This window comes from Pseudophaeobacter sp. (genome assembly GCF_048267565.1).
GTDB classification, from domain to species: Bacteria; Pseudomonadota; Alphaproteobacteria; order Rhodobacterales; family Rhodobacteraceae; genus Pseudophaeobacter; species Pseudophaeobacter profundi.
On the sequence record NZ_JBLWXG010000004.1, the window covers coordinates 90,245 to 107,930 of the forward strand.

The 17,686-nt window shown below is 61.8% G+C and carries 18 protein-coding genes; 13 read left to right on the plus strand and 5 right to left on the minus strand.

What is annotated here, in order from left to right; all coding sequences use genetic code 11:
* Positions 1–96: 96 nt before the first annotated feature.
* Together ACN0VH_RS11215 and ACN0VH_RS11220 are read left to right on the plus strand one after the other, a co-directional pair.
* Positions 97–1,209: a CaiB/BaiF CoA transferase family protein gene (locus ACN0VH_RS11215; protein ID WP_278923466.1), complete on the plus strand. Its 1,113-nt coding sequence runs from the start codon at positions 97–99 to the stop codon at positions 1,207–1,209.
* Positions 1,210–1,352: 143 nt separating this feature from the next.
* On the plus strand, positions 1,353–3,338 hold the full coding sequence (locus ACN0VH_RS11220; RefSeq protein WP_417700632.1) for a CocE/NonD family hydrolase: 1,986 nt from the start codon (positions 1,353–1,355) through the stop codon (positions 3,336–3,338).
* Between the two features lie 61 nt (positions 3,339–3,399).
* On the opposite strand, the gene nadC is transcribed toward ACN0VH_RS11220, so the two are convergent.
* Genes nadC through nadA form a run of 3 tightly spaced genes read right to left on the minus strand, consistent with a single transcriptional unit; the run spans position 3,400 to position 6,964 of the window.
* Complete coding sequence (nadC, locus tag ACN0VH_RS11225; RefSeq protein WP_278923464.1) at positions 3,400–4,251, minus strand: carboxylating nicotinate-nucleotide diphosphorylase; 852 nt, start codon at positions 4,249–4,251, stop codon at positions 3,400–3,402.
* Between the two features lie 11 nt (positions 4,252–4,262).
* Positions 4,263–5,858 carry an L-aspartate oxidase gene (locus ACN0VH_RS11230; protein WP_278923463.1) on the minus strand — a complete coding sequence of 532 codons (1,596 nt, stop codon included), beginning with the start codon at positions 5,856–5,858 and terminating at the stop codon, positions 4,263–4,265.
* A 53-nt stretch (positions 5,859–5,911) separates the two neighbouring features.
* On the minus strand, positions 5,912–6,964 hold the full coding sequence (gene nadA / locus ACN0VH_RS11235) for a quinolinate synthase NadA (protein ID WP_278923462.1): 1,053 nt from the start codon (positions 6,962–6,964) through the stop codon (positions 5,912–5,914).
* 427 nt (positions 6,965–7,391) lie between these two features.
* On the opposite strand from nadA, the gene ACN0VH_RS11240 reads away from it, so the two are divergent.
* Genes ACN0VH_RS11240 through ACN0VH_RS11250 form a run of 3 tightly spaced genes read left to right on the plus strand, consistent with a single transcriptional unit; the run spans position 7,392 to position 9,612 of the window.
* Positions 7,392–8,096: an ABC transporter permease gene (locus ACN0VH_RS11240; RefSeq protein WP_417700633.1), complete on the plus strand. Its 705-nt coding sequence runs from the start codon at positions 7,392–7,394 to the stop codon at positions 8,094–8,096.
* Positions 8,096–8,812, plus strand: coding sequence for an ATP-binding cassette domain-containing protein (locus ACN0VH_RS11245; protein WP_278923460.1), 717 nt, complete (start codon positions 8,096–8,098; stop codon positions 8,810–8,812). Before ACN0VH_RS11240 ends, ACN0VH_RS11245 begins: the two co-directional genes overlap by 1 nt.
* Positions 8,809–9,612 (plus strand): ABC transporter substrate-binding protein, encoded by an 804-nt coding sequence (locus ACN0VH_RS11250; RefSeq protein ID WP_278923459.1) that lies wholly within the window; start codon positions 8,809–8,811, stop codon positions 9,610–9,612. Before ACN0VH_RS11245 ends, ACN0VH_RS11250 begins: the two co-directional genes overlap by 4 nt.
* 137 nt (positions 9,613–9,749) lie before the next feature.
* Here the strand turns inward: ACN0VH_RS11250 and phnF are convergent, their stop codons facing one another.
* Positions 9,750–10,481, minus strand: coding sequence for a phosphonate metabolism transcriptional regulator PhnF (gene phnF, locus ACN0VH_RS11255; protein ID WP_278923458.1), 732 nt, complete (start codon positions 10,479–10,481; stop codon positions 9,750–9,752).
* 107 nt (positions 10,482–10,588) lie between these two features.
* Here phnF and phnG point away from each other — a divergent pair, with 107 nt between their 5' ends.
* From phnG to phnN, 7 genes are all read left to right on the plus strand, one after another.
* Positions 10,589–11,041: a phosphonate C-P lyase system protein PhnG gene (gene phnG, locus ACN0VH_RS11260; RefSeq protein ID WP_278923457.1), complete on the plus strand. Its 453-nt coding sequence runs from the start codon at positions 10,589–10,591 to the stop codon at positions 11,039–11,041.
* Positions 11,041–11,625 carry a phosphonate C-P lyase system protein PhnH gene (gene phnH, locus ACN0VH_RS11265; RefSeq protein ID WP_278923456.1) on the plus strand — a complete coding sequence of 195 codons (585 nt, stop codon included), beginning with the start codon at positions 11,041–11,043 and terminating at the stop codon, positions 11,623–11,625. Before phnG ends, phnH begins: the two co-directional genes overlap by 1 nt.
* A gap of 4 nt (positions 11,626–11,629) precedes the next feature.
* Positions 11,630–12,730, plus strand: a complete 1,101-nt coding sequence (locus ACN0VH_RS11270) for a carbon-phosphorus lyase complex subunit (protein ID WP_278923455.1) — start codon at positions 11,630–11,632, stop codon at positions 12,728–12,730.
* A gap of 141 nt (positions 12,731–12,871) precedes the next feature.
* Positions 12,872–13,729, plus strand: a complete 858-nt coding sequence (locus tag ACN0VH_RS11275) for an alpha-D-ribose 1-methylphosphonate 5-phosphate C-P-lyase PhnJ (protein WP_278923454.1) — start codon at positions 12,872–12,874, stop codon at positions 13,727–13,729.
* A gap of 26 nt (positions 13,730–13,755) precedes the next feature.
* Positions 13,756–14,526: a phosphonate C-P lyase system protein PhnK gene (phnK, locus tag ACN0VH_RS11280; RefSeq protein ID WP_278923545.1), complete on the plus strand. Its 771-nt coding sequence runs from the start codon at positions 13,756–13,758 to the stop codon at positions 14,524–14,526.
* Between the two features lie 12 nt (positions 14,527–14,538).
* The gene (gene phnL, locus ACN0VH_RS11285; protein ID WP_278923453.1) at positions 14,539–15,222 is read left to right on the plus strand and encodes a phosphonate C-P lyase system protein PhnL; all 684 of its coding nucleotides are present in this window, start codon (positions 14,539–14,541) and stop codon (positions 15,220–15,222) included.
* Positions 15,219–15,797 (plus strand): phosphonate metabolism protein/1,5-bisphosphokinase (PRPP-forming) PhnN, encoded by a 579-nt coding sequence (phnN, locus tag ACN0VH_RS11290; RefSeq protein WP_417700634.1) that lies wholly within the window; start codon positions 15,219–15,221, stop codon positions 15,795–15,797. Before phnL ends, phnN begins: the two co-directional genes overlap by 4 nt.
* On the opposite strand, the gene ACN0VH_RS11295 is transcribed toward phnN, so the two are convergent.
* Entirely contained in the window at positions 15,761–16,462 is a 702-nt protein-coding gene (locus tag ACN0VH_RS11295; protein WP_417700635.1) for a DUF1045 domain-containing protein, read from the minus strand. The two genes, phnN and ACN0VH_RS11295, sit on opposite strands and share 37 nt — an antisense overlap.
* Before the next feature lie 52 nt (positions 16,463–16,514).
* Between ACN0VH_RS11295 and ACN0VH_RS11300 the strand changes: the two genes are divergently transcribed.
* Positions 16,515–17,657, plus strand: coding sequence for an alpha-D-ribose 1-methylphosphonate 5-triphosphate diphosphatase (locus ACN0VH_RS11300; RefSeq protein ID WP_278923450.1), 1,143 nt, complete (start codon positions 16,515–16,517; stop codon positions 17,655–17,657).
* Positions 17,658–17,686 lie beyond the last annotated feature (29 nt).

Below are 17,686 nucleotides of genomic sequence, written 5' to 3' on the forward strand. Positions count from 1 at the left end.
ATTTGATCAAATCGTTGCAGTGCCCCGATTCTCTGGGCTACACAGCAGGCAGGATCACGCGCGGGGCACCTCTCCGTCGCAATAGGAGAGATGCCCATGACCCCGCTTTCTGGCCTCAAAGTAGTTGAACTGGCACGTATCTTGGCAGGCCCCTGGATAGGCCAGTCACTGGCGGACCTTGGTGCTGAGGTCACCAAGGTCGAAAGCCCGGATGGCGATGACACCCGCAGCTGGGGGCCCCCCTTCATTGAACGCGGCACTGACAAATCGGCGGCCTATTATTACTCGGCCAATCGCGGCAAGAGCTGCGTGATTGCCGATTTCCGCACTGAAGAAGGCCGCGCCACCGTGCTGGAACTGGTGCGCGATGCCGACATCCTGGTGGAAAATTTCAAGGTGGGAGGGCTGGCGAAATACGGGCTCGATTATGCTAGCCTTGCCAAGATCAACCCGCGGCTGATCTATTGTTCGGTGACCGGCTTTGGCCAGGACGGGCCCTATGCCAAACGCGCCGGATATGATTTCCTGTTGCAGGGCATGTCCGGTTTGATGTCGATCACCGGTGACCCAGAGGGCCAGCCGCAAAAGGTTGGTATGGCGATCACCGATGTGGTGACCGGGCTTTACGGCACCATCGGCATTCTGGCCGCGGTGGAGCAGCGCCACACCACCGGGCGTGGGCAGCAGATCGATATGTCCCTGCTGGACTGCGCCACGGCAATCCTGGGCAATCAGGCGATGAACTATCTGGCGACGGGTGAGAGCCCGACCCGGTTAGGCAATACCCACCCAAATATCGCGCCCTATCAGGTCATGGCAGTGCAGGATGGCCATGTGATTTTGGCGGTGGGCAATGATGGCCAGTTTCACCGGCTTTGCGATGTGCTGGGCCTGCCGGGGATCAAGGATGATGTGCGCTTTACCTGTAATCAGCAGCGGGTGGCCAACCGCGAGGCGCTGACCAGCCTGCTGGAAGGCGTTGTTGCCAGCTGGCGCCAGGTAGACCTATTGGCGGCACTGGAGGCGGCAACCGTGCCCGCAGGCCCGATCAATACCATTGGCCAGGCCTTTGACGATGCGCAGATCAAGCACCGCGAGATGCAGATCTCGCCCGAGGGCATCCCAGGTGTGCGCGGCCCCTGGCGGTTTTCTGATGCGGAACTGGCACTGGACAAATCGGCGCCTGTACTGCCCAAGACAAAGGCCTGATCGGATAGGCCCGCCAGCGGCCTTGCCGCGCGCGGGCTTGGGCAAAAATCCCGCAGATGTCGTGTTTGCTGTGGTATCTGCGGCGGCCAGAGGTCACGCTGGACAAACCGCGCTGCAATATTTGAGAAGAAAGAGAGCCCCCAATGCCCTGTGCCTATGACGTGACCGAGACCGCCTGGATCCCTCTGCCTGACGGGCGCCGTTTGGCGGCGCGGCTCTGGCTGCCGCAGGTCGATGGGCCTGTGCCGGCCATTCTGGAATATCTGCCCTACCGCAGGCGTGACGGTACCGCGCCGCGCGATGAGACGACCCATACGGTCTTTGCCAGCGAAGGCTATGCCTGTATCCGTGTTGATATTGCCGGGTCCGGCGATAGCGAAGGCAGGTTTGACGATGAATACTCGGAACAAGAGCTGAGCGACGGAGAGGCGATTCTGGCCTGGATCGCGGCCCAGGACTGGTGCGACGGAAACATCGGCATGATCGGCATTTCCTGGGGCGGCTTCAATGGCTTGCAGCTGGCCTATCGGCGGCCAGAGGCGCTGAAGGCGGTGGTCTCGGTGGCCTCGACCGCAGATCGGTATGCGGATGATATCCACTATATGGGGGGCTGCCTGCTGAGCGATAATGCCAACTGGGGGGCCCAGATGTTTGCCTACCAATCGCGCCCGGCTGACCCGCTGAACCGTGCGGATTGGCGCGAAGACTGGATCGCGCGGATGCAGAATATGCCCTTTATGGCGGCAGACTGGCTGCGCCATCAGACCCGCGACGGCCAGTGGCAGCATGGATCGGTCTGCGAGGACTGGTCGGCGATCACTGCGCCGGTTCTGGCGATCACCGGCTGGGCGGATGCCTATGTCAACACGCCCTCGGCGCTGGCCGCCAACCTGACGGCTCCGACCAAGGCGCTGGTTGGCCCTTGGGAACATCGCTATGCCCATATCGCCAAGATCGATCCGGCGGATTTCCATGGCGAGGTGCTGACCTGGTTTGATCAGCACCTGCGTGGTCAGGATAGCGGTGCGGCTGACCTGCCGGACTATCGTGTTTACATGCAGGAACATTTCAACCCGAGCCAGCAGAACAAACCGCGCCGGGGCCGCTGGGTGGCCGAGGCGCAGTGGCCCTCGCCCAATGTGACGGATCGGGTGATGCACCTTGGCCCGCAGGGGTTGCAGGCCGAACCGGCCAGCGGGGAACAGCGGATCAGTAATCCGGCGACCCTCGGGCAGGAGAGTGGTTATTTCTGCGCCGGGATGCGGTTTGACAACGAACTGCCGGGGGATCAATCCGGTGATGATGTACTGTCGGCCTGCTTTGACACAGCGCCGCTCACGGCGCCTTTGGAAATCCTTGGGCGGCCACGGCTGCGGGTGGAGTTCAGCGTTGATCGCCCTGTTGCCCAGCTGGTGGCGCGGCTCTGTGATCTGTCGCCCGAAGGAGTGTCGCAGAGGATCAGCTTTCGCCCGCTGAACCTGACCCATCGTGACAGCCATACCGCGCCAGAGATGCTGGTGCCCGGGCAGCGCTACAGTGTCGTGGTAGAGCTGAACGAATGCGCCCATCACCTGCGCGCGGGGCATCAGCTGCGGCTGGCCCTGTCAACATCCTACTGGCCGATTGTCTGGCCCGCCCCACAGGCAGTAGAGGTGACATTGCATCTGGAGGGCTGCACCCTGACCCTGCCGCAGCGCCAGGTCGCGGCGGAAATCGCGCCGCAAAACCCCGGTGCGCCCCGCGCCTATCCCACCCTGCAAAGCGAGGTGCTGCGGGCGGCCAGCGGCACATCGGAGCGCACAACCCGTGCGGATGGCACCTTGATGCTGGATACCTTTGATGACTACGGCAAGGCCCGTGATCCCTATCATGGCATGGTGGTGGGCAGTCATGTGACAATGCACTATGCGATCCACCCAGATGATCCGGCTTCTGCGGTCTTTGCCAGTGATTGGAACTTCACCTTCGAGCGCGAGGACTGGCAGGTCTCGATTGATACCGAAAACAAGATGACCTGCGACACCGATAACTTTCACCTCTGGCGGCGGGTGACCGCCCGCGAAGGGGCCGAGGGCACAGAGGTTCTGGTCAAGGAATGGCAAGAAACCATCCCGCGCGGATTTTTGTGAACCAGGGGGGCAAAGCACGCTGCCCCCCCTTCGAAACCGTATTCCGGGGATGGGCGTACCGCTAAAAGTCGAGCCCCAGATCCAGCGTCTGCGCCGAGTGGGTCAGCGCCCCGGATGATATGTAATCAACTCCGGTGGCGGCGACCTCGGCGATACGGCCCAGGGTCATATTGCCCGAGGCTTCGCTGACCAACCTGCCACGAGCCATGGTGACGGCGCGGCGCAGGTCTTCGGTGGTCATATTGTCCAACAGCACCACATCTGCGCCACCCGTTTCCAGAACCTCATCCAGCTGTGCCAGGGTGTCGACCTCGATTTCCACCTTCATCATATGGCTGACGTTGGCCTTGGCGGCGTTCAGCACTGCCGCGATACCCCCGGCGGCGGCGATGTGGTTGTCCTTGATCAGGATGGCATCTGACAGGCCAAAGCGATGGTTGGCACCGCCGCCATGCACCACGGCCTGCTTTTCCACCATCCGCAGCCCCGGTGTGGTCTTGCGGGTGCAGGTGATGCGGGTCTGGGTGCCCCTGGTTTCGGCGACAAAGCTGGCGGTGAGGCTGGCAATGCCTGACAGGCGGCCGGCAAAGTTCAGCGCCACCCGTTCCCCCGACAGGATGGATGCGGCGGCCCCTTCGATGGTCATCAGCGTGTCGCCGGGCGCGCAAGCGGCGCCATCCTCAACCTGCGTGACAATCTGCAGGGCAGGGTCCACCAGTTGAAAGGCAAGGCGGGCTATCTGCATCCCCGAGACCACGCCAGGTTGCCGCGCATTCAGTCGTGCCTTGTACCGGGTCGCAGGCGGGATCACCGCGCGGGTGGTGATATCGCCGTTTTGTCCCAGATCTTCCTGCAGGGCGGCGCGCACCAGCGGCTCCAGCAGCAGATCGGGCAGGGGGGATTGGCGGAGCATGGGCTGTCCTTTCAAGAGGTCGAGAGCACCCGGTCGCGGATCGCATGGGCCGCGTCCAGGGTGATATGGCTGCGCCGGGCAAAGGCGGGGTCGGCATCGGGATAATCGCTGCGGAAATGGCCACCCCGGCTTTCGCGCCGTTGCAGGGCGCTGATGGTGATCAGCGTCGCGGTGGCGCACATGTTAAGAAAGGCCTCATCCTCGGCCTGCTCGACCTCAAGCTGCGCCAGAATCCGCAGCGCAGTGGTCAGCCCGGCGGCGTCGCGGCGCATGCCCACATGGGCCGTCATGGTCTGGCGTAGGCGTTGCAGCGCGGCGAGATCCATACCCGCGCCGCCATCGGTTGCGGGTGGGAATGCGGGATGTACCGGTGGCACCTTATCGGCGGCTGGCGGCGGGGCGATACTGGCGGCAATGTCGGCAGCGGCCCGGCGCGCATAGACCAGCGCCTCAAGCAGCCCGTTGGAGGCCAGGCGATTGGCCCCGTGCAGCCCGGTAGAGGCGGCTTCGCCGCTGACCCAAAGGTGGTTCAGACTGGCGCGGCCCTGCAGGTCGGTCTGGATGCCGCCCATGTGGTAATGCGCGGCGACGGCCACCGGAATGGGATCCTTCACCGGGTCGATGCCTGCACGGGCGCAGGTTTCGGCCAGGGCGGGAAAGCGGCTGAGTACCCCCTCTCCCAGGGCTGCGCGGGTATCCAGCATCGGCCGGCGTCCGGCCTGGGTTTCGGCAAAGATGCCACGGGCCACCACATCGCGCGGGGCCAGTTCTGCTTGCGGGTGCAGATCCTGCATGAAGCGGTGGCCCTGCGCATTGATCAGGATTGCCCCCTCACCGCGCAGGGCTTCGGTTGCCAGTGGCGCGGGATCCTCGCCGCAATCCACCGCTGTGGGGTGAAACTGGACAAATTCCGCATCGGCAATCTTGGCGCCTGCGCGGGCGGCCAGGCCAATCACCTGGCCCCGGATACGCGGCGGATTGGTGGTATGGGCAAATAGCCCACCGGAACCGCCCCCCGCCAATAGCACGCCAGGGCAGCTTATCTGCACCGGCGCTGAAGGCCGATCAGCCCGGCGGATCCACAGGCCGGTGACGGTGTCGCCCTCGGTCTGCAGTCGCAGGGCCTCGGTGTTTTCAATGATCTGGATCGACGGTGTGGCGCGTACCGTCTGGATCAGGGTTTCCATGATCTGATGTCCGGCCTGATCGCCCTTGACCCGGACCACACGGGCGGCGGAATGGGCGGCTTCGCGGCTCATGACATAGTTGCCTTGCGGATCGCGATCAAAGGGCGCGCCAAGGGCCGTCAGGTCCAGAATGTGATCTCGTGCCATGCGGGTGACCATCGCGGCGACCTCGGGATCGACGGTGCCCGCCCCGGCGGCTTCGGTGTCCTGGGCATGGGCTGCGGCGCTGTCGGTCTTGGCCATGGCCGCCGCCACGCCGCCCTGCGCCCAGGCAGAACTGGCCCCCAGGCCCAAAGGCTCGGGTGAGATCATCAGCACGGGGCGTGGTGCCAGTTCCAACGCAGCATAGAGCGCAGCAAGGCCGGCCCCGACGATCACGATGCGGTCCGTCGTCAAGGGACTGCTGGGGGGGCTGCTCATCGGGCGCGGGCCATGCTGTGCTCTCCGTCAGTGTCGCTGCGCGGGGGCTGGGGTCAGATACCCAGCTTTTGCGATAGATCGATCATCTTTTGCACCGCTTGGCGGGCGCCCGCAGCCACGGCCGGGTCAACTTCGACCGGCTCTGACATTGTGTGCAGCGACCAAAGGATTTTCTCAAGCGAGATCATCTTCATATAGGGGCACATATTGCAGGGGCCGACAAAATCCACCTCGGGCAGGCTGTCAGAGATATTCGAGGCCATCGAACATTCGGTGATCAGCAGGGCTTTTTCCGGTTTCTCTTCGGTGACATATTTGATGATGCCGCTGGTCGAGCCCGAGAAATCGGCCTCGGCGACCACATCTGGCGGGCATTCGGGGTGGGCAATCAGCCGGGTGCCGGGGTTCCATTCGCGGAACTCGCGCAGATCCTTGGCGCTGTATTGTTCGTGCACGATGCACGACCCTTCCCACCAGACCACATTTTTCTGGGGGACATCCTTTGCCACGTTCTGCGCCAGATACTGATCAGGCGTCATGATCACCGTGTCGCTTTCCATCGCGCTGACGATCTGCGCCGCATTGGAAGAGGTACAGCAGATATCCGAGGCGGCTTTGACCTCGGCAGTGGTGTTCACATAGGTGACCACGGGGGCACCGGGGTAGCGTCGACGCATTTCGGCGATACCCTCGGCGGTGATCGATTCTGCCAGCGAACAGCCAGCCTCCAGATCGGGGATCAGCACGATCTTGTCCGGGCTGAGGATCTTGGAGGTCTCGGCCATGAAATGCACGCCGCATTGCACGATGACATCGGCCTCGACGCGGGTGGCTTCGATCGCCAGCTGCAGGCTGTCGCCCACCACATCCGCCACACCGTGATAGATTTCGGGGGTCATGTAGTTATGGGCAAGAATGACGGCGTTGCGTTCTTTCTTCAGCGCGTTGATGGCGGCCACATAGGGGGCATGAATGGCCCAATCCATTGGCGTGATCACGCGCTGCATGGTGGCATAGGTCTCTGACATTTCCTGCGCCAGGGCAGGATTGGGGGCCAGATCGTAATGAGCGGCGAGCTGATCGCGCATAGTTTGCAGATCAAACATGGCTAATCCTCAAAGTGGTGTTTCGCATTGAAACCATGGCAGGGGCTTGTTTCACGTTCGATTCCCGCACGCAAGAGAAGCCGGTAGAATAGCTGCCCTACTGCGATGATTTAGCGCGCGGAACCCGGCGCATTTGGGGCAGATGGGCGCATTGTGGCGGCGAAAGGAAACAGGCAAGACGGCGTGCGGGTCGCATTTTTTGTGTGTCGCGTCCGTTTTGGCTGCGAGAGGCGGCAAAAACCAGCTAGGAAAAGGTGCCGGATATGGCCCGGCCTTCAGGCCTGGCTCTCGCCGGGGTAGACAAATTGACCCTTTTTCATTTGTGATGTTTTTTACACTGTTTCTGGCGCCATAGCTATGATTTTGAACACGATAAGAACGCGGCACCGGGGGTGATTTCGCGCGCATTGGGGGGAAGACACGCGCAATGGCTGATCTGTGGGACGGCATAGCCCAGGCCTTTTGGCTATTGGTGACCCTGGACCAGGATCTGGTCGAGATCACTTTGCGTTCTCTCAGGGTGACGCTGACGGCGCTGGCGATTGCTTCGATGATTGCGCTGCCGCTGGCGGCGCTGCTTGCAGTGCGACGGTTTCGTCTGCGCCGTGTCACAATTGCGGTGCTGAATGCGCTGATGGGGCTGCCGCCGGTTGTGGTGGGGCTGATCATCTACGTGCTGCTGTCGCGGGCGGGGCCTTTGGGGGTCTTGGGGCTGTTGTTTACCCCCACGGCGATGATTATCGCACAGGTGGTGATCATTGTGCCGCTGGTCGCCTCTATCGCGCATCAATCGCTGCGCGAACTCTGGAGCGATTACCACGATTTGCTGATCTCGATGAATGCCAGCCAGGTGCAACGTATCAAGGCCCTGCTGTGGGATGGCCGTCGCGCGCTGCTGACCGCGGCGCTGGCAGGATTTGGCCGCGCCATCGGCGAAGTCGGCGCCATCATGGTGGTTGGCGGCAATATCGACCATGCCACGCGGGTTTTGACCACGGCGATTGCCCTGGAAACCGGCAAGGGCGAATTTGCCATGGCGCTGGGGCTTGGCTTTGTGCTGATCGCCATGGCGGTTGCGGTCAACCTGGCAATCCACTGGCTGGGCCATACTGAAAGCGAGGGGCGTTGGTGATGACGCAGCAGATGTTTCCTCTGGTTGCCAAACAGGCCCTTGTCCGCCGACGCGGCAAGGTGCTGGTCGGCCCAATTGATCTGACGCTTGCGGGGCAGGGCACCAGCATCGTCGTCGGGCCCAATGGGGCGGGAAAAACCACCCTGTTGAAGATGCTGCATGGGATCGCGCGGATGGGCGGAGGCAGCCTGAACTGGGCCTGCCCGATGGAACAGGCGCAGCGGCGACAGGCCTTCGTGTTTCAGACGCCGATCATGATGCGGCGCCCGGTGGTGGAAAACATTGCCTATCCTTTGCAGTTGATTGGCGTCCCGCGCAAAGAGGCACGGATGCGCGCAGCCCAGTGGGCCGAACGGATCAATCTGGGCGATGCGCTGGACCGGCAGGCGGTACTTTTGTCCGGGGGGGAGCGGCAGAAACTGGCGCTGGCCCGTGCGCTGATTCGCGAACCGGATGTGCTCTTTCTGGATGAGCCCTGCGCCTCTTTGGATGGGCGCGCCACCCGTGAAATCGAAGATATCCTGCAAGAGGTCGCCGCTGCAGGCACCCGGCTGATCATGTCAACCCATAACATGGGGCAGGCGCAGCGATTGGCCGATGAGGTGCTGTTTGTCCTGCATGGGCGCATCCATGAATTCACCCCGGCCAAGGCATTTTTTGCCGGGCCGAAAACCCCGCAAGCAAGTGCGTTTCTAAGAGGAGACATTGTAGAATGAAGCATATAATTTTCGGAACACTTACAAGCCTGTTGCTGACTGGTGCAGCCATGGCCGAAGAGATGAAACTGGCGGTGACCACCTCTTTCCACAATTCGGGACTGGCGGAAATTTTGCTGCCCGAAATCAAGAACGATCTGGATCTTGATGTGCAGCTTCTGGTGGTGGGCACCGGGCAGGCGATCCGTCTGGGCGAGGCCGGTGATGTTGACGCTATTCTGGTGCATTCGCAAAAGGCCGAAGAAAAATTCCTGGCGGGTGGCAATGGCACCCACCGCCGCGAAATCATGTATAATGATTTTGTCTTTATCGGCCCGAAGACCGATGCCGCGGACCTGCGCGGTGCGTCGGATGCGGCCTCGGCGCTACAGCGGGTTGCAACTGCTGCTGCCCCCTTCGTCAGCCGCGGCGATGACAGTGGCACCCACAAGAAAGAGCTGAGCCTGTGGCAGGCAGCGGATCTGGACCCGGCAGAATTTGGCGCCTGGTATCGCGCTGTCGGCGCGGGCATGGGCGCGGCTTTGAACACGGCCTCTGGCATGGGCGCCTACATCATGGCGGACCGGGCAAGCTGGCTGAACTTTGGCAACAAGGGCGATCTGGAACTGCTGTTCTCTGGCGATCCGGTCTTGTTCAACCAATATGCCTATCTGCCAGTGAACCCGGAAAAGCACCCGCATGCCAAGAACGATCTGGCGATGCAGCTAGAGGGTTGGCTGACCTCGGATCGGGCCAAGGAATTGATCAACGACTACAAGATCAATGGCGAAACCCTGTTTGTCTTTAACGCCAAACAGTAGGGTCCGACTGGCGTCTAGAGCAGGTCGCGAAAAAATGTGTCCCGGTTTCGCGCATCAATGCATGCGAAATCAAACAAGCTGACCTGTGACAGGCTCCCGCTCAATGGCGGGGGCCTGTTTTCATGGTGGCAGGGCCTTCAGCGTCCATCCACCGTCAGGGTCACCCGATCGCCGGCAAACCAGGTGCGGCCAAATTCTACCGGTTGGCCGTTGGGGTCGATGTTGACCCCGGTGGTGCGCAGAATTGGCGCGCCTTCCGAAATGCGCAGATGCAGCGCTTGGGTGGCGGTGGCCAGCTTGGCGGTGATGCGGGTTTCTGCGCGGGTATAGTCAGCAACTCCACAGTCCTTCAGTGCCTCTGTTACCGATTGTTTCTGCTCTAGCGCGGCCAGCATACCGGGCAGGTTTTCTGCGGGAAAAACACTTTGAAACAGTGCGATTGGATGGCCGTCGGCCAGAGATATCCCGTCATAGACATGCACAGATGAACCGGGTTCCAGCGCCAGGGCTTCGGCCTCGATCAACGAGGCAATGCGGGTTTCCAGCATCAGGATCTGCTTGGCCGGGGTCTGCCCGCCCCGTTGGATGTTCTGGTGAAACCGTACCCGTTTGCGAATTGGGTAATCGGTAGGGGCGGCGGCGACAAAGACGCCGGCACCGCGTCGGGCATGCACCAGGCCTTGCTCTGCCATGGCAGCCAAGGCCCGGCGCACCGTATGGCGATTGACACCAAAGCGCGCCGCCAACTGCGCCTCCGAGGGCAGTTTGTCCGCCGTGCCATACCGCCCCTGGGCGATGTCATCGGTCAGCGAGATCGAGATGGATTTCCACACAGGCGTGCGGCTGGCTGCTGAGGGGGCATCGGACATGTCACTAAACTTTCACAAGGTTTCGATTGCGCTGGGGCGGTTGGACTCGTTAGTATTTGTCTAGTTGTATAGTTCATGTAGACAACCCGGCCAAGAGGCTTTCACTGATGAAAACAGATATTTCCGCAACCGCGCGCCAGGCTTGGATGAGCCTGCTGGCACAGGCCAATGAGGCAGAGCTTGCCAGCCTGTGGCGCGGTTTTGATCACGATCCGGCGTTTGACTGGCTGCGCCCCCCCGAAGCAGGTGGCGTCATGGTGCGCGGCCGCATGGGGGGCGCGGGCGCGGCGTTCAATCTGGGCGAGATGACAGTGACCCGCTGTGCGTTGACGCTGACGGATGGCACTGTGGGCCATGCATATGTGCAGGGGCGCTCAAAACCTAAGGCCGAAATCGCGGCCAAGGTGGATGCCTTGATGCAGACCCAAGTAGCAAATGACCTGCGCCAAGCGGTGTTGGAGCCGCTGCAGCAGGCACAGCAATCGCGCAAGGAGGCGCGCGCCGCCAAGGCCGCAGCCACCAAGGTTGAATTCTTCACAATGGTTCGGGGGGAGGATTGATGTCCCTAGATATTGAGACCAACAGCTATGGCGGTGGCTTTGCCACGCCGCCTGTGGATGCGGCAAATGCCTTTCGCGCGGCGATGAATGCCATGGCGCGTCCCGGCACTGTTCAGGATATTGCCGGGGCCAGCCCCCCTGCGGGGATTTCCCCTGCGGCTGGGGCCTTGCTGCTGACGCTGTGCGACCCGGAAACTGGCGTCTATCTGGCCCCGGATGTGGACAGTCCTGAACTGCGCGCCTGGCTGGCCTTTCATACCGGCGCGCCGATTGTTGCGGCGGATCAGGCAGATTTTGCCCTTGGCAGCTGGGTGGCCTTGATGCCCGTGGGACAATACCGCGTCGGCACCTCGGAATACCCGGACAGATCTGCCACCCTGATTGTCGAGATGGCGCAGCTGATACCTGCTACGGCCACCCTGACCGGGCCGGGCATAAAGGAGCGCGCAGAACTGCGTCTGCCGGATGTTGCTGCCTGTCAGGCAAATGCGATGCAGTTCCCGCTGGGGGTGGATTTCTTCTTTACCTGCGGTGGCCAACTGACGGCGCTGCCCCGGTCCACCACGATTTTGCCAAAGGAGTGACCCGATGTATGTCGCTGTAAAGGGTGGTGAACGCGCCATCGACAATGCCCATGCCTGGCTGGCCGAAGAGCGCCGGGGGGATACCAACGTTGCCGAGCTGAGCCTGGCACAGATCCGCGAACAGATGAGCCTGGCGGTGAACCGGGTGATGGCCGAGGGGTCGCTGTATGATCCTGATCTGGCTGCCCTGGCGATCAAGCAGTCGCGTGGTGATCTGATCGAAGCTATCTTCTTGATCCGCGCCTATCGCACCACGCTGCCCCGATTTGGCTACACGCAGGCGGTGGATACTGGCGCGATGGCCTGTGATCGACGGATCTCTGCCACCTTCAAGGATGCGCCGGGCGGGCAGGTTCTGGGGCCAACTTTTGATTACACCCATCGGTTGCTCGATTTTAAACTGGCCGCCGATGGCGAGGTGCCGCAGGCTCCGATCGCAGAACCACGCCTTGAGGCAACACCGCATATCACCGAGTTCCTGCAGGGCGAGGACATCATCGAGCGCGAACCCGCTTCGGATGTTACGCCGGGCGATCTGACCCGCGAACCGATGAGCTTCCCTGCCGGGCGTGCGGTGCGGCTGCAATCCTTGGCGCGTGGGGATGAAGGATTTATCCTTGGTATGGCCTATTCGACCCAACGTGGCTATGCGCGCAACCACGCCTTTGTGGGGGAATTGCGCATCGGCAAGGTGCCGGTTGAGATGGAAATCCCCGAGCTGGGCTTTGCCATCGAGATTGGCGAGGTGGAGCTGACCGAATGTGAGACGGTGAACCAGTTCAAAGGCTCCAAAACGGTGCCGCCGCAGTTCACCCGTGGCTACGGTCTGGTCTTTGGTCAGTCAGAGCGCAAGAGCATCGCCATGGCGCTGGTTGATCGGGCCCTGCGCTGGGAAGAGCTGGGCGAAGACAACCTAGGTGCCGCAGCACAGGACGAAGAATTTGTCCTCAGCCACTGCGACAATATTCAGGCGACGGGTTTCCTGGAGCACATCAAACTGCCGCATTACGTGGATTTCCAATCCGAGCTGGAACTGGTGCGCAAACTGCGCCGCGAGGCGCAGGAACTGGCGGATCAGATGGCAGCACAGGAGGCGGCGGAATGAACCACTTGGAACAAAGGGCAGTGCCCGACCTCGGGTGGGTCCAAAGCGCCCTCCCATTTTTCTGGAAGCAAGTCTCCGACTTGACGGGGAGATCGGGCGCTGCCCGGCGCTGCCGGGCTAAAGGTAAGAAGGATGCCCAACATGTCTGACTATAATTTCGCCTATCTGGACGAACAAACCAAGCGGATGATCCGTCGCGCCATCCTGAAAGGTCTGGCTGTGCCGGGCTATCAGGTGCCCTTTGCCAGCCGTGAAATGCCGATGCCCTATGGGTGGGGCACGGGGGGCGTGCAGGTCACTGCAGCGACGCTGGTTCCTGACGATAGCCTGAAGGTGATCGACCAGGGCGCGGACGACACCACCAACGCTGTTTCGATCCGCAAGTTCTTTGAACGCACCGCTGGGGTTGCCACCACTGAGGAAACGAAAAAGGCCAGCGTCATTCAGACCCGCCACCGGATTCCCGAGGCCGACCTGAGCGAGGACCAGATTCTTGTCTATCAAGTGCCAATCCCTGAGCCGCTGCGCTTTCTGGAACCGCGGGAGATGGAAACACGCAAGATGCACAGTCTTGAGGAATACGGTTTGATGCATGTGAAGCTTTATGAAGATATCAGCCAGCACGGCGATATTGCCACTGCCTACGCCTATCCGGTGAAGGTAGAGGACCGCTATGTGATGGATCCCTCGCCGATCCCCAAATTCGACAATCCCAAGCTTGAGATGGCAGCGATCCAGTTGTTTGGCGCGGGCCGCGAACAGCGCATTTATGCGCTGCCGCCCTATACACGTGTGGTGAGCCTCGATTTTGAGGACTACCCGTTTGAGGCCACGAAGGCCAATCATCCCTGCGATCTGTGCGCCGCAGAGGATAGCTATCTGGATGAGGTGATCCTGGATGATGCGGGCAGCCGGATGTTTGTCTGTTCAGACACCGATTATTGCCGCAGCCGACGTGCCGAGGGCCATGTGGGTCGATTGGGTGAGGAGGCCGCGTGATGGGGGCTGAAGTGAAAGAACAGGACATGACACCGCTGTTGCAGGTGAAGGCCCTGACCAAAATGTATGGTCCCCGGATTGGCTGCAAGGATGTGAGCTTTGATCTTTATCCAGGTGAGGTCATGGGCATCGTTGGCGAAAGTGGATCTGGCAAGTCGACACTGCTCAATGCCATGGCTGGCCATCATGCGCCGGATTGCGGCGAAGTGGTGTTTGATACCCGCGCTGATGGGCCGGTGGATACCTGTACCATGTCAGAACCGGCACGCCGGATGCTGGGGCGGACCGACTGGGCCTTTGTGCATCAGCATGCCCGAGATGGCCTGCGCATGTCTGTTTCGGCTGGCGGCAATATCGGCGAACGGCTGATGGCCGTGGGTGGGCGTCATTATGGCGAGATCCGCGAGCAGGCCGCCGATTGGCTGGGCCGGGTGGAGATCAGTGACAGCCGCATTGATGATCGCCCCTCAGACTTTTCCGGCGGCATGCAGCAGCGCCTGCAAATCGCCCGCAACCTGGTGACGGGGCCGCGACTGGTGTTCATGGATGAACCCACCGGGGGGCTGGATGTTTCGGTACAGGCCCGCCTGCTGGATTTGCTGCGCAGTCTGGTGCGTGAAATGGGCCTTAGTGCCATTATCGTCACCCATGACCTGGCTGTTGTGCGCCTGCTGGCGGATCGTCTCATGGTGATGAAGGACGGCCATGTGGTCGAAAGCGGTTTGACCGATCAGGTGCTGGATGACCCGCAACATGCCTATACCCAGCTGCTGGTTTCCAGCGTGCTGCAGGTTTGAAGGACAAAGACGATGATTGAACTTGAAAACGTGAGCAAGAGTTTCACCCTGCACAATCAGGGCAGTGCAGTAATCCCGGTGATGGAGCGGGTCAACCTGACGGTTGCTCCGGGTGAATGTGTCGGTCTGGTGGGGGCTTCAGGTGCGGGGAAATCAACCCTGATGCGGCTGATCTATGGCAACTACCTTGCGGCTTCTGGCCGGGTTATGGTGGGGGATCTGGATGTGGCCCAGGCGGCGCCGCGTCAGATCATCGCCCTGCGCCGCGACACACTGGGCTATGTCAGCCAATTCCTGCGGGTGGTGCCGCGTGTGGCGGCACTGGATGTGGTGGCAGAGCCATTACTGGCTGTTGGCACCCCGCAGGCGGCGGCGCGGGACAAGGCCGCCAGCCTGCTGGCGGAGCTGAACATCCCCGAGCGGCTCTGGTCGTTGAGCCCTACGACCTTTTCCGGCGGCGAACAGCAGCGGGTGAATATCGCGCGCGGCTTTGCCTATGACTATCCGGCGCTGCTGCTGGATGAACCCACCGCTAGTCTGGATGCCAAGAACCGCGCCACGGTGCTGCGGCTGATCGAAGGCGCCAAATCACGGGGGGCGGCAATTATCGGCATTTTCCATGACGAGGCCACCCGCGATCAGGTCTGCGACCGCTTTGTTGATGTTTCGGCCTTTTCGCCGCAGGTGGCGGCATGAAGGCCAGCGCACCTAAGGGGCCGGTGATTGCGGTGGTCGGCCCCTCCGGGGTGGGCAAGGACAGCATCATGGAGGCGCTGGCGACAGACGATCCCAGGCTGTGCCTGATGCGCCGCGTGGTGACCCGCGCGCCAGAGGCCGGCGGCGAAGACTATGATGCGGTTAGCGAAGATGCGTTTTCCGAGCTGGTGCAAGCCGGGCATTTCGCCCTGCACTGGCACGCCCATGGTTTGCACTATGGCATTCCGTTGGCAATCGAAGATCTGCGCGCCCAGGGGCAGGGCGTTTTGGTGAACCTGTCGCGCGCCGTCTTGGCAACGGCGCAAGAGGTTTTTAGCGATCTCATCGTGCTTTCGGTGACCGCCGACCCAGAGATTTTGGCCGAGCGGTTGTCCAAGCGCGGGCGCGAAGACAGCGCCGAGGTCCAACGTCGCCTGGCCCGCGCAGGCCAGCCATTGCCTGCGGGGCTGCTGCGGCTGCACGAGATCGACAACAGTGGCGATCTGGGGCTGGCCGTCGCCCAGGCCAGGGCAGCGATTTATCCCGCTGATGCCCCACTGCCGGTGAGGGGATAGCGATGCAGCAAATGAAACCGTCCTGCGCTGTCTTCGCCCACCAGGGCAAAATCCCGGATCACCAGAGGCCTGGGCAGCAAGGGTATCAGATGGGCGTCAAGCGCGGTCTCGACAGCGGGAAGATCCGCCCTGGGCAGTTTGCCGGTGAGCGTGATGTGAAAGCGGAACTGATCCAGTACGAAAGGATAGCCCCAGGTCATGAGGTTTGCATCCTGCGCAGGGGAGAGCCCTGTCGCGCGGCGCTTGGCTTGTTCGGCCGCAGAGCTGGGCGCACGAAAGGCATCAAGATCCTGCACGCATGCGGCCGCAAATTGGCCAAGCGCGGTCTCATCGCCGCTAACGCGCAGGGCCAGAAACCGCCCCAGCCGCGCCAGATGCAGCCCGTCAAGCACCACCGGGGCCTGCCGGGCCGCCAGGCTGACGCAGGCCTGTTGCAGATCCGCAAGGCTGCGCCCCTTGGCCAGACGCATCGGCGGCTTCAGCGTCGCGTGCAGCCCGTATTTGCGCGGCACCTGCGTGATGCTGGCCAGATCCAAACCGGCAATCTGGGGCTGTGGGGCGGGTATGCCAGCCTCCATGTCCCAACCCAGCCACTGGGTTGCAAACTCAGCCCAATCGGCCCCCACCGGGGGGGCGTAGTAAATCGCATATCGCGTGAATGTCACATTGGCCTCCTATACGTGGCCGTTCCTATAGTCCGAAAGTTGTGAAGCTCAGATGACAGATGAATTGATCCTTGCCAATGCCACCCTTGTCCTGCCTGGTGAAACACTGCGCGGGCAGGTCAAAATCCACGGCGGAAAGATTGCCGATATCAGTGCGGGTGCATCGGTGCCGACAGGCGCGATTGACTGCGATGGCGATCATCTGAGCCCTGGCTTGGTTGAACTGCATACCGACAATCTGGAGCGCCACATTCAGCCGCGTCCCTCGGTGGACTGGCCGCATGCTGCTGCCATCATGGCCCATGACGCAGAGCTGGCCGGCACCGGGATCACCACCGTGTTTGATGCCATGCGGGTGGGCTCGGTCAGCCGCAAAGAAAGCCGCTATGGATCTTATGCGCGTGGTTTGGCGACCGAGCTGTTGGACCTGCGGTCAGCCGACGCTCTGAAGATTTCGCATTTCCTGCACCTGCGGGCAGAGGTCTGTTCGGATACATTGGTCGAAGAACTGGCAGAGTTTGACGAGGCGGATCGCGTTGGTCTGGTCTCGCTTATGGATCATACGCCGGGGCAGCGACAGTTTCGCGACATCTCCAAATTGGAGGCCTATGTCAAAGGCAAGCACGGGCTGGATGATGCCGGGTTTCAGGCCCACGTTGCCCACCTGAAGGCCCTGCGGGACCAATACGGGGATCTGCATGAGGTGGAGGCCGTCAAGGCCGCGCGCCGCTTTGGCGCGGTGCTGGCCAGCCACGACGATACCACCGCGGACCAGGTTGCAACCTCGGCAGGGCACGGCATTCACCTGGCGGAATTCCCTACCACGGTAGAGGCCGCACGTGCCTGCCAGGCCCATGGCATCAAGGTAATGATGGGGGCGCCCAATCTGATCCGCGGCGGGTCTCATTCGGGCAATGTCGCAGCGCAGGAGCTGGCAGAGCTGGAGCTGCTGGATATCATCTCTTCGGACTATGTTCCGGGGGCACTGCTGATGTCTGCCGTGAAACTCGGCCAGATCTGGGGCGATATGGCGCGCGGTCTGTCAACGGTGACCCTGGCCCCGGCAGACGCGGTCGAGCTGTCGGATCGTGGACGGCTGGAGATCGGCAAACGCGCCGATCTGATCCGTTTCAAGCTGATTGATGGCACCCCGGCGCTGCGGGGGGTCTGGGCGCGTGGGCAGCGCGTGGCCTAGCCAAGTAGGCTTTGTGCCCGCGGTACATG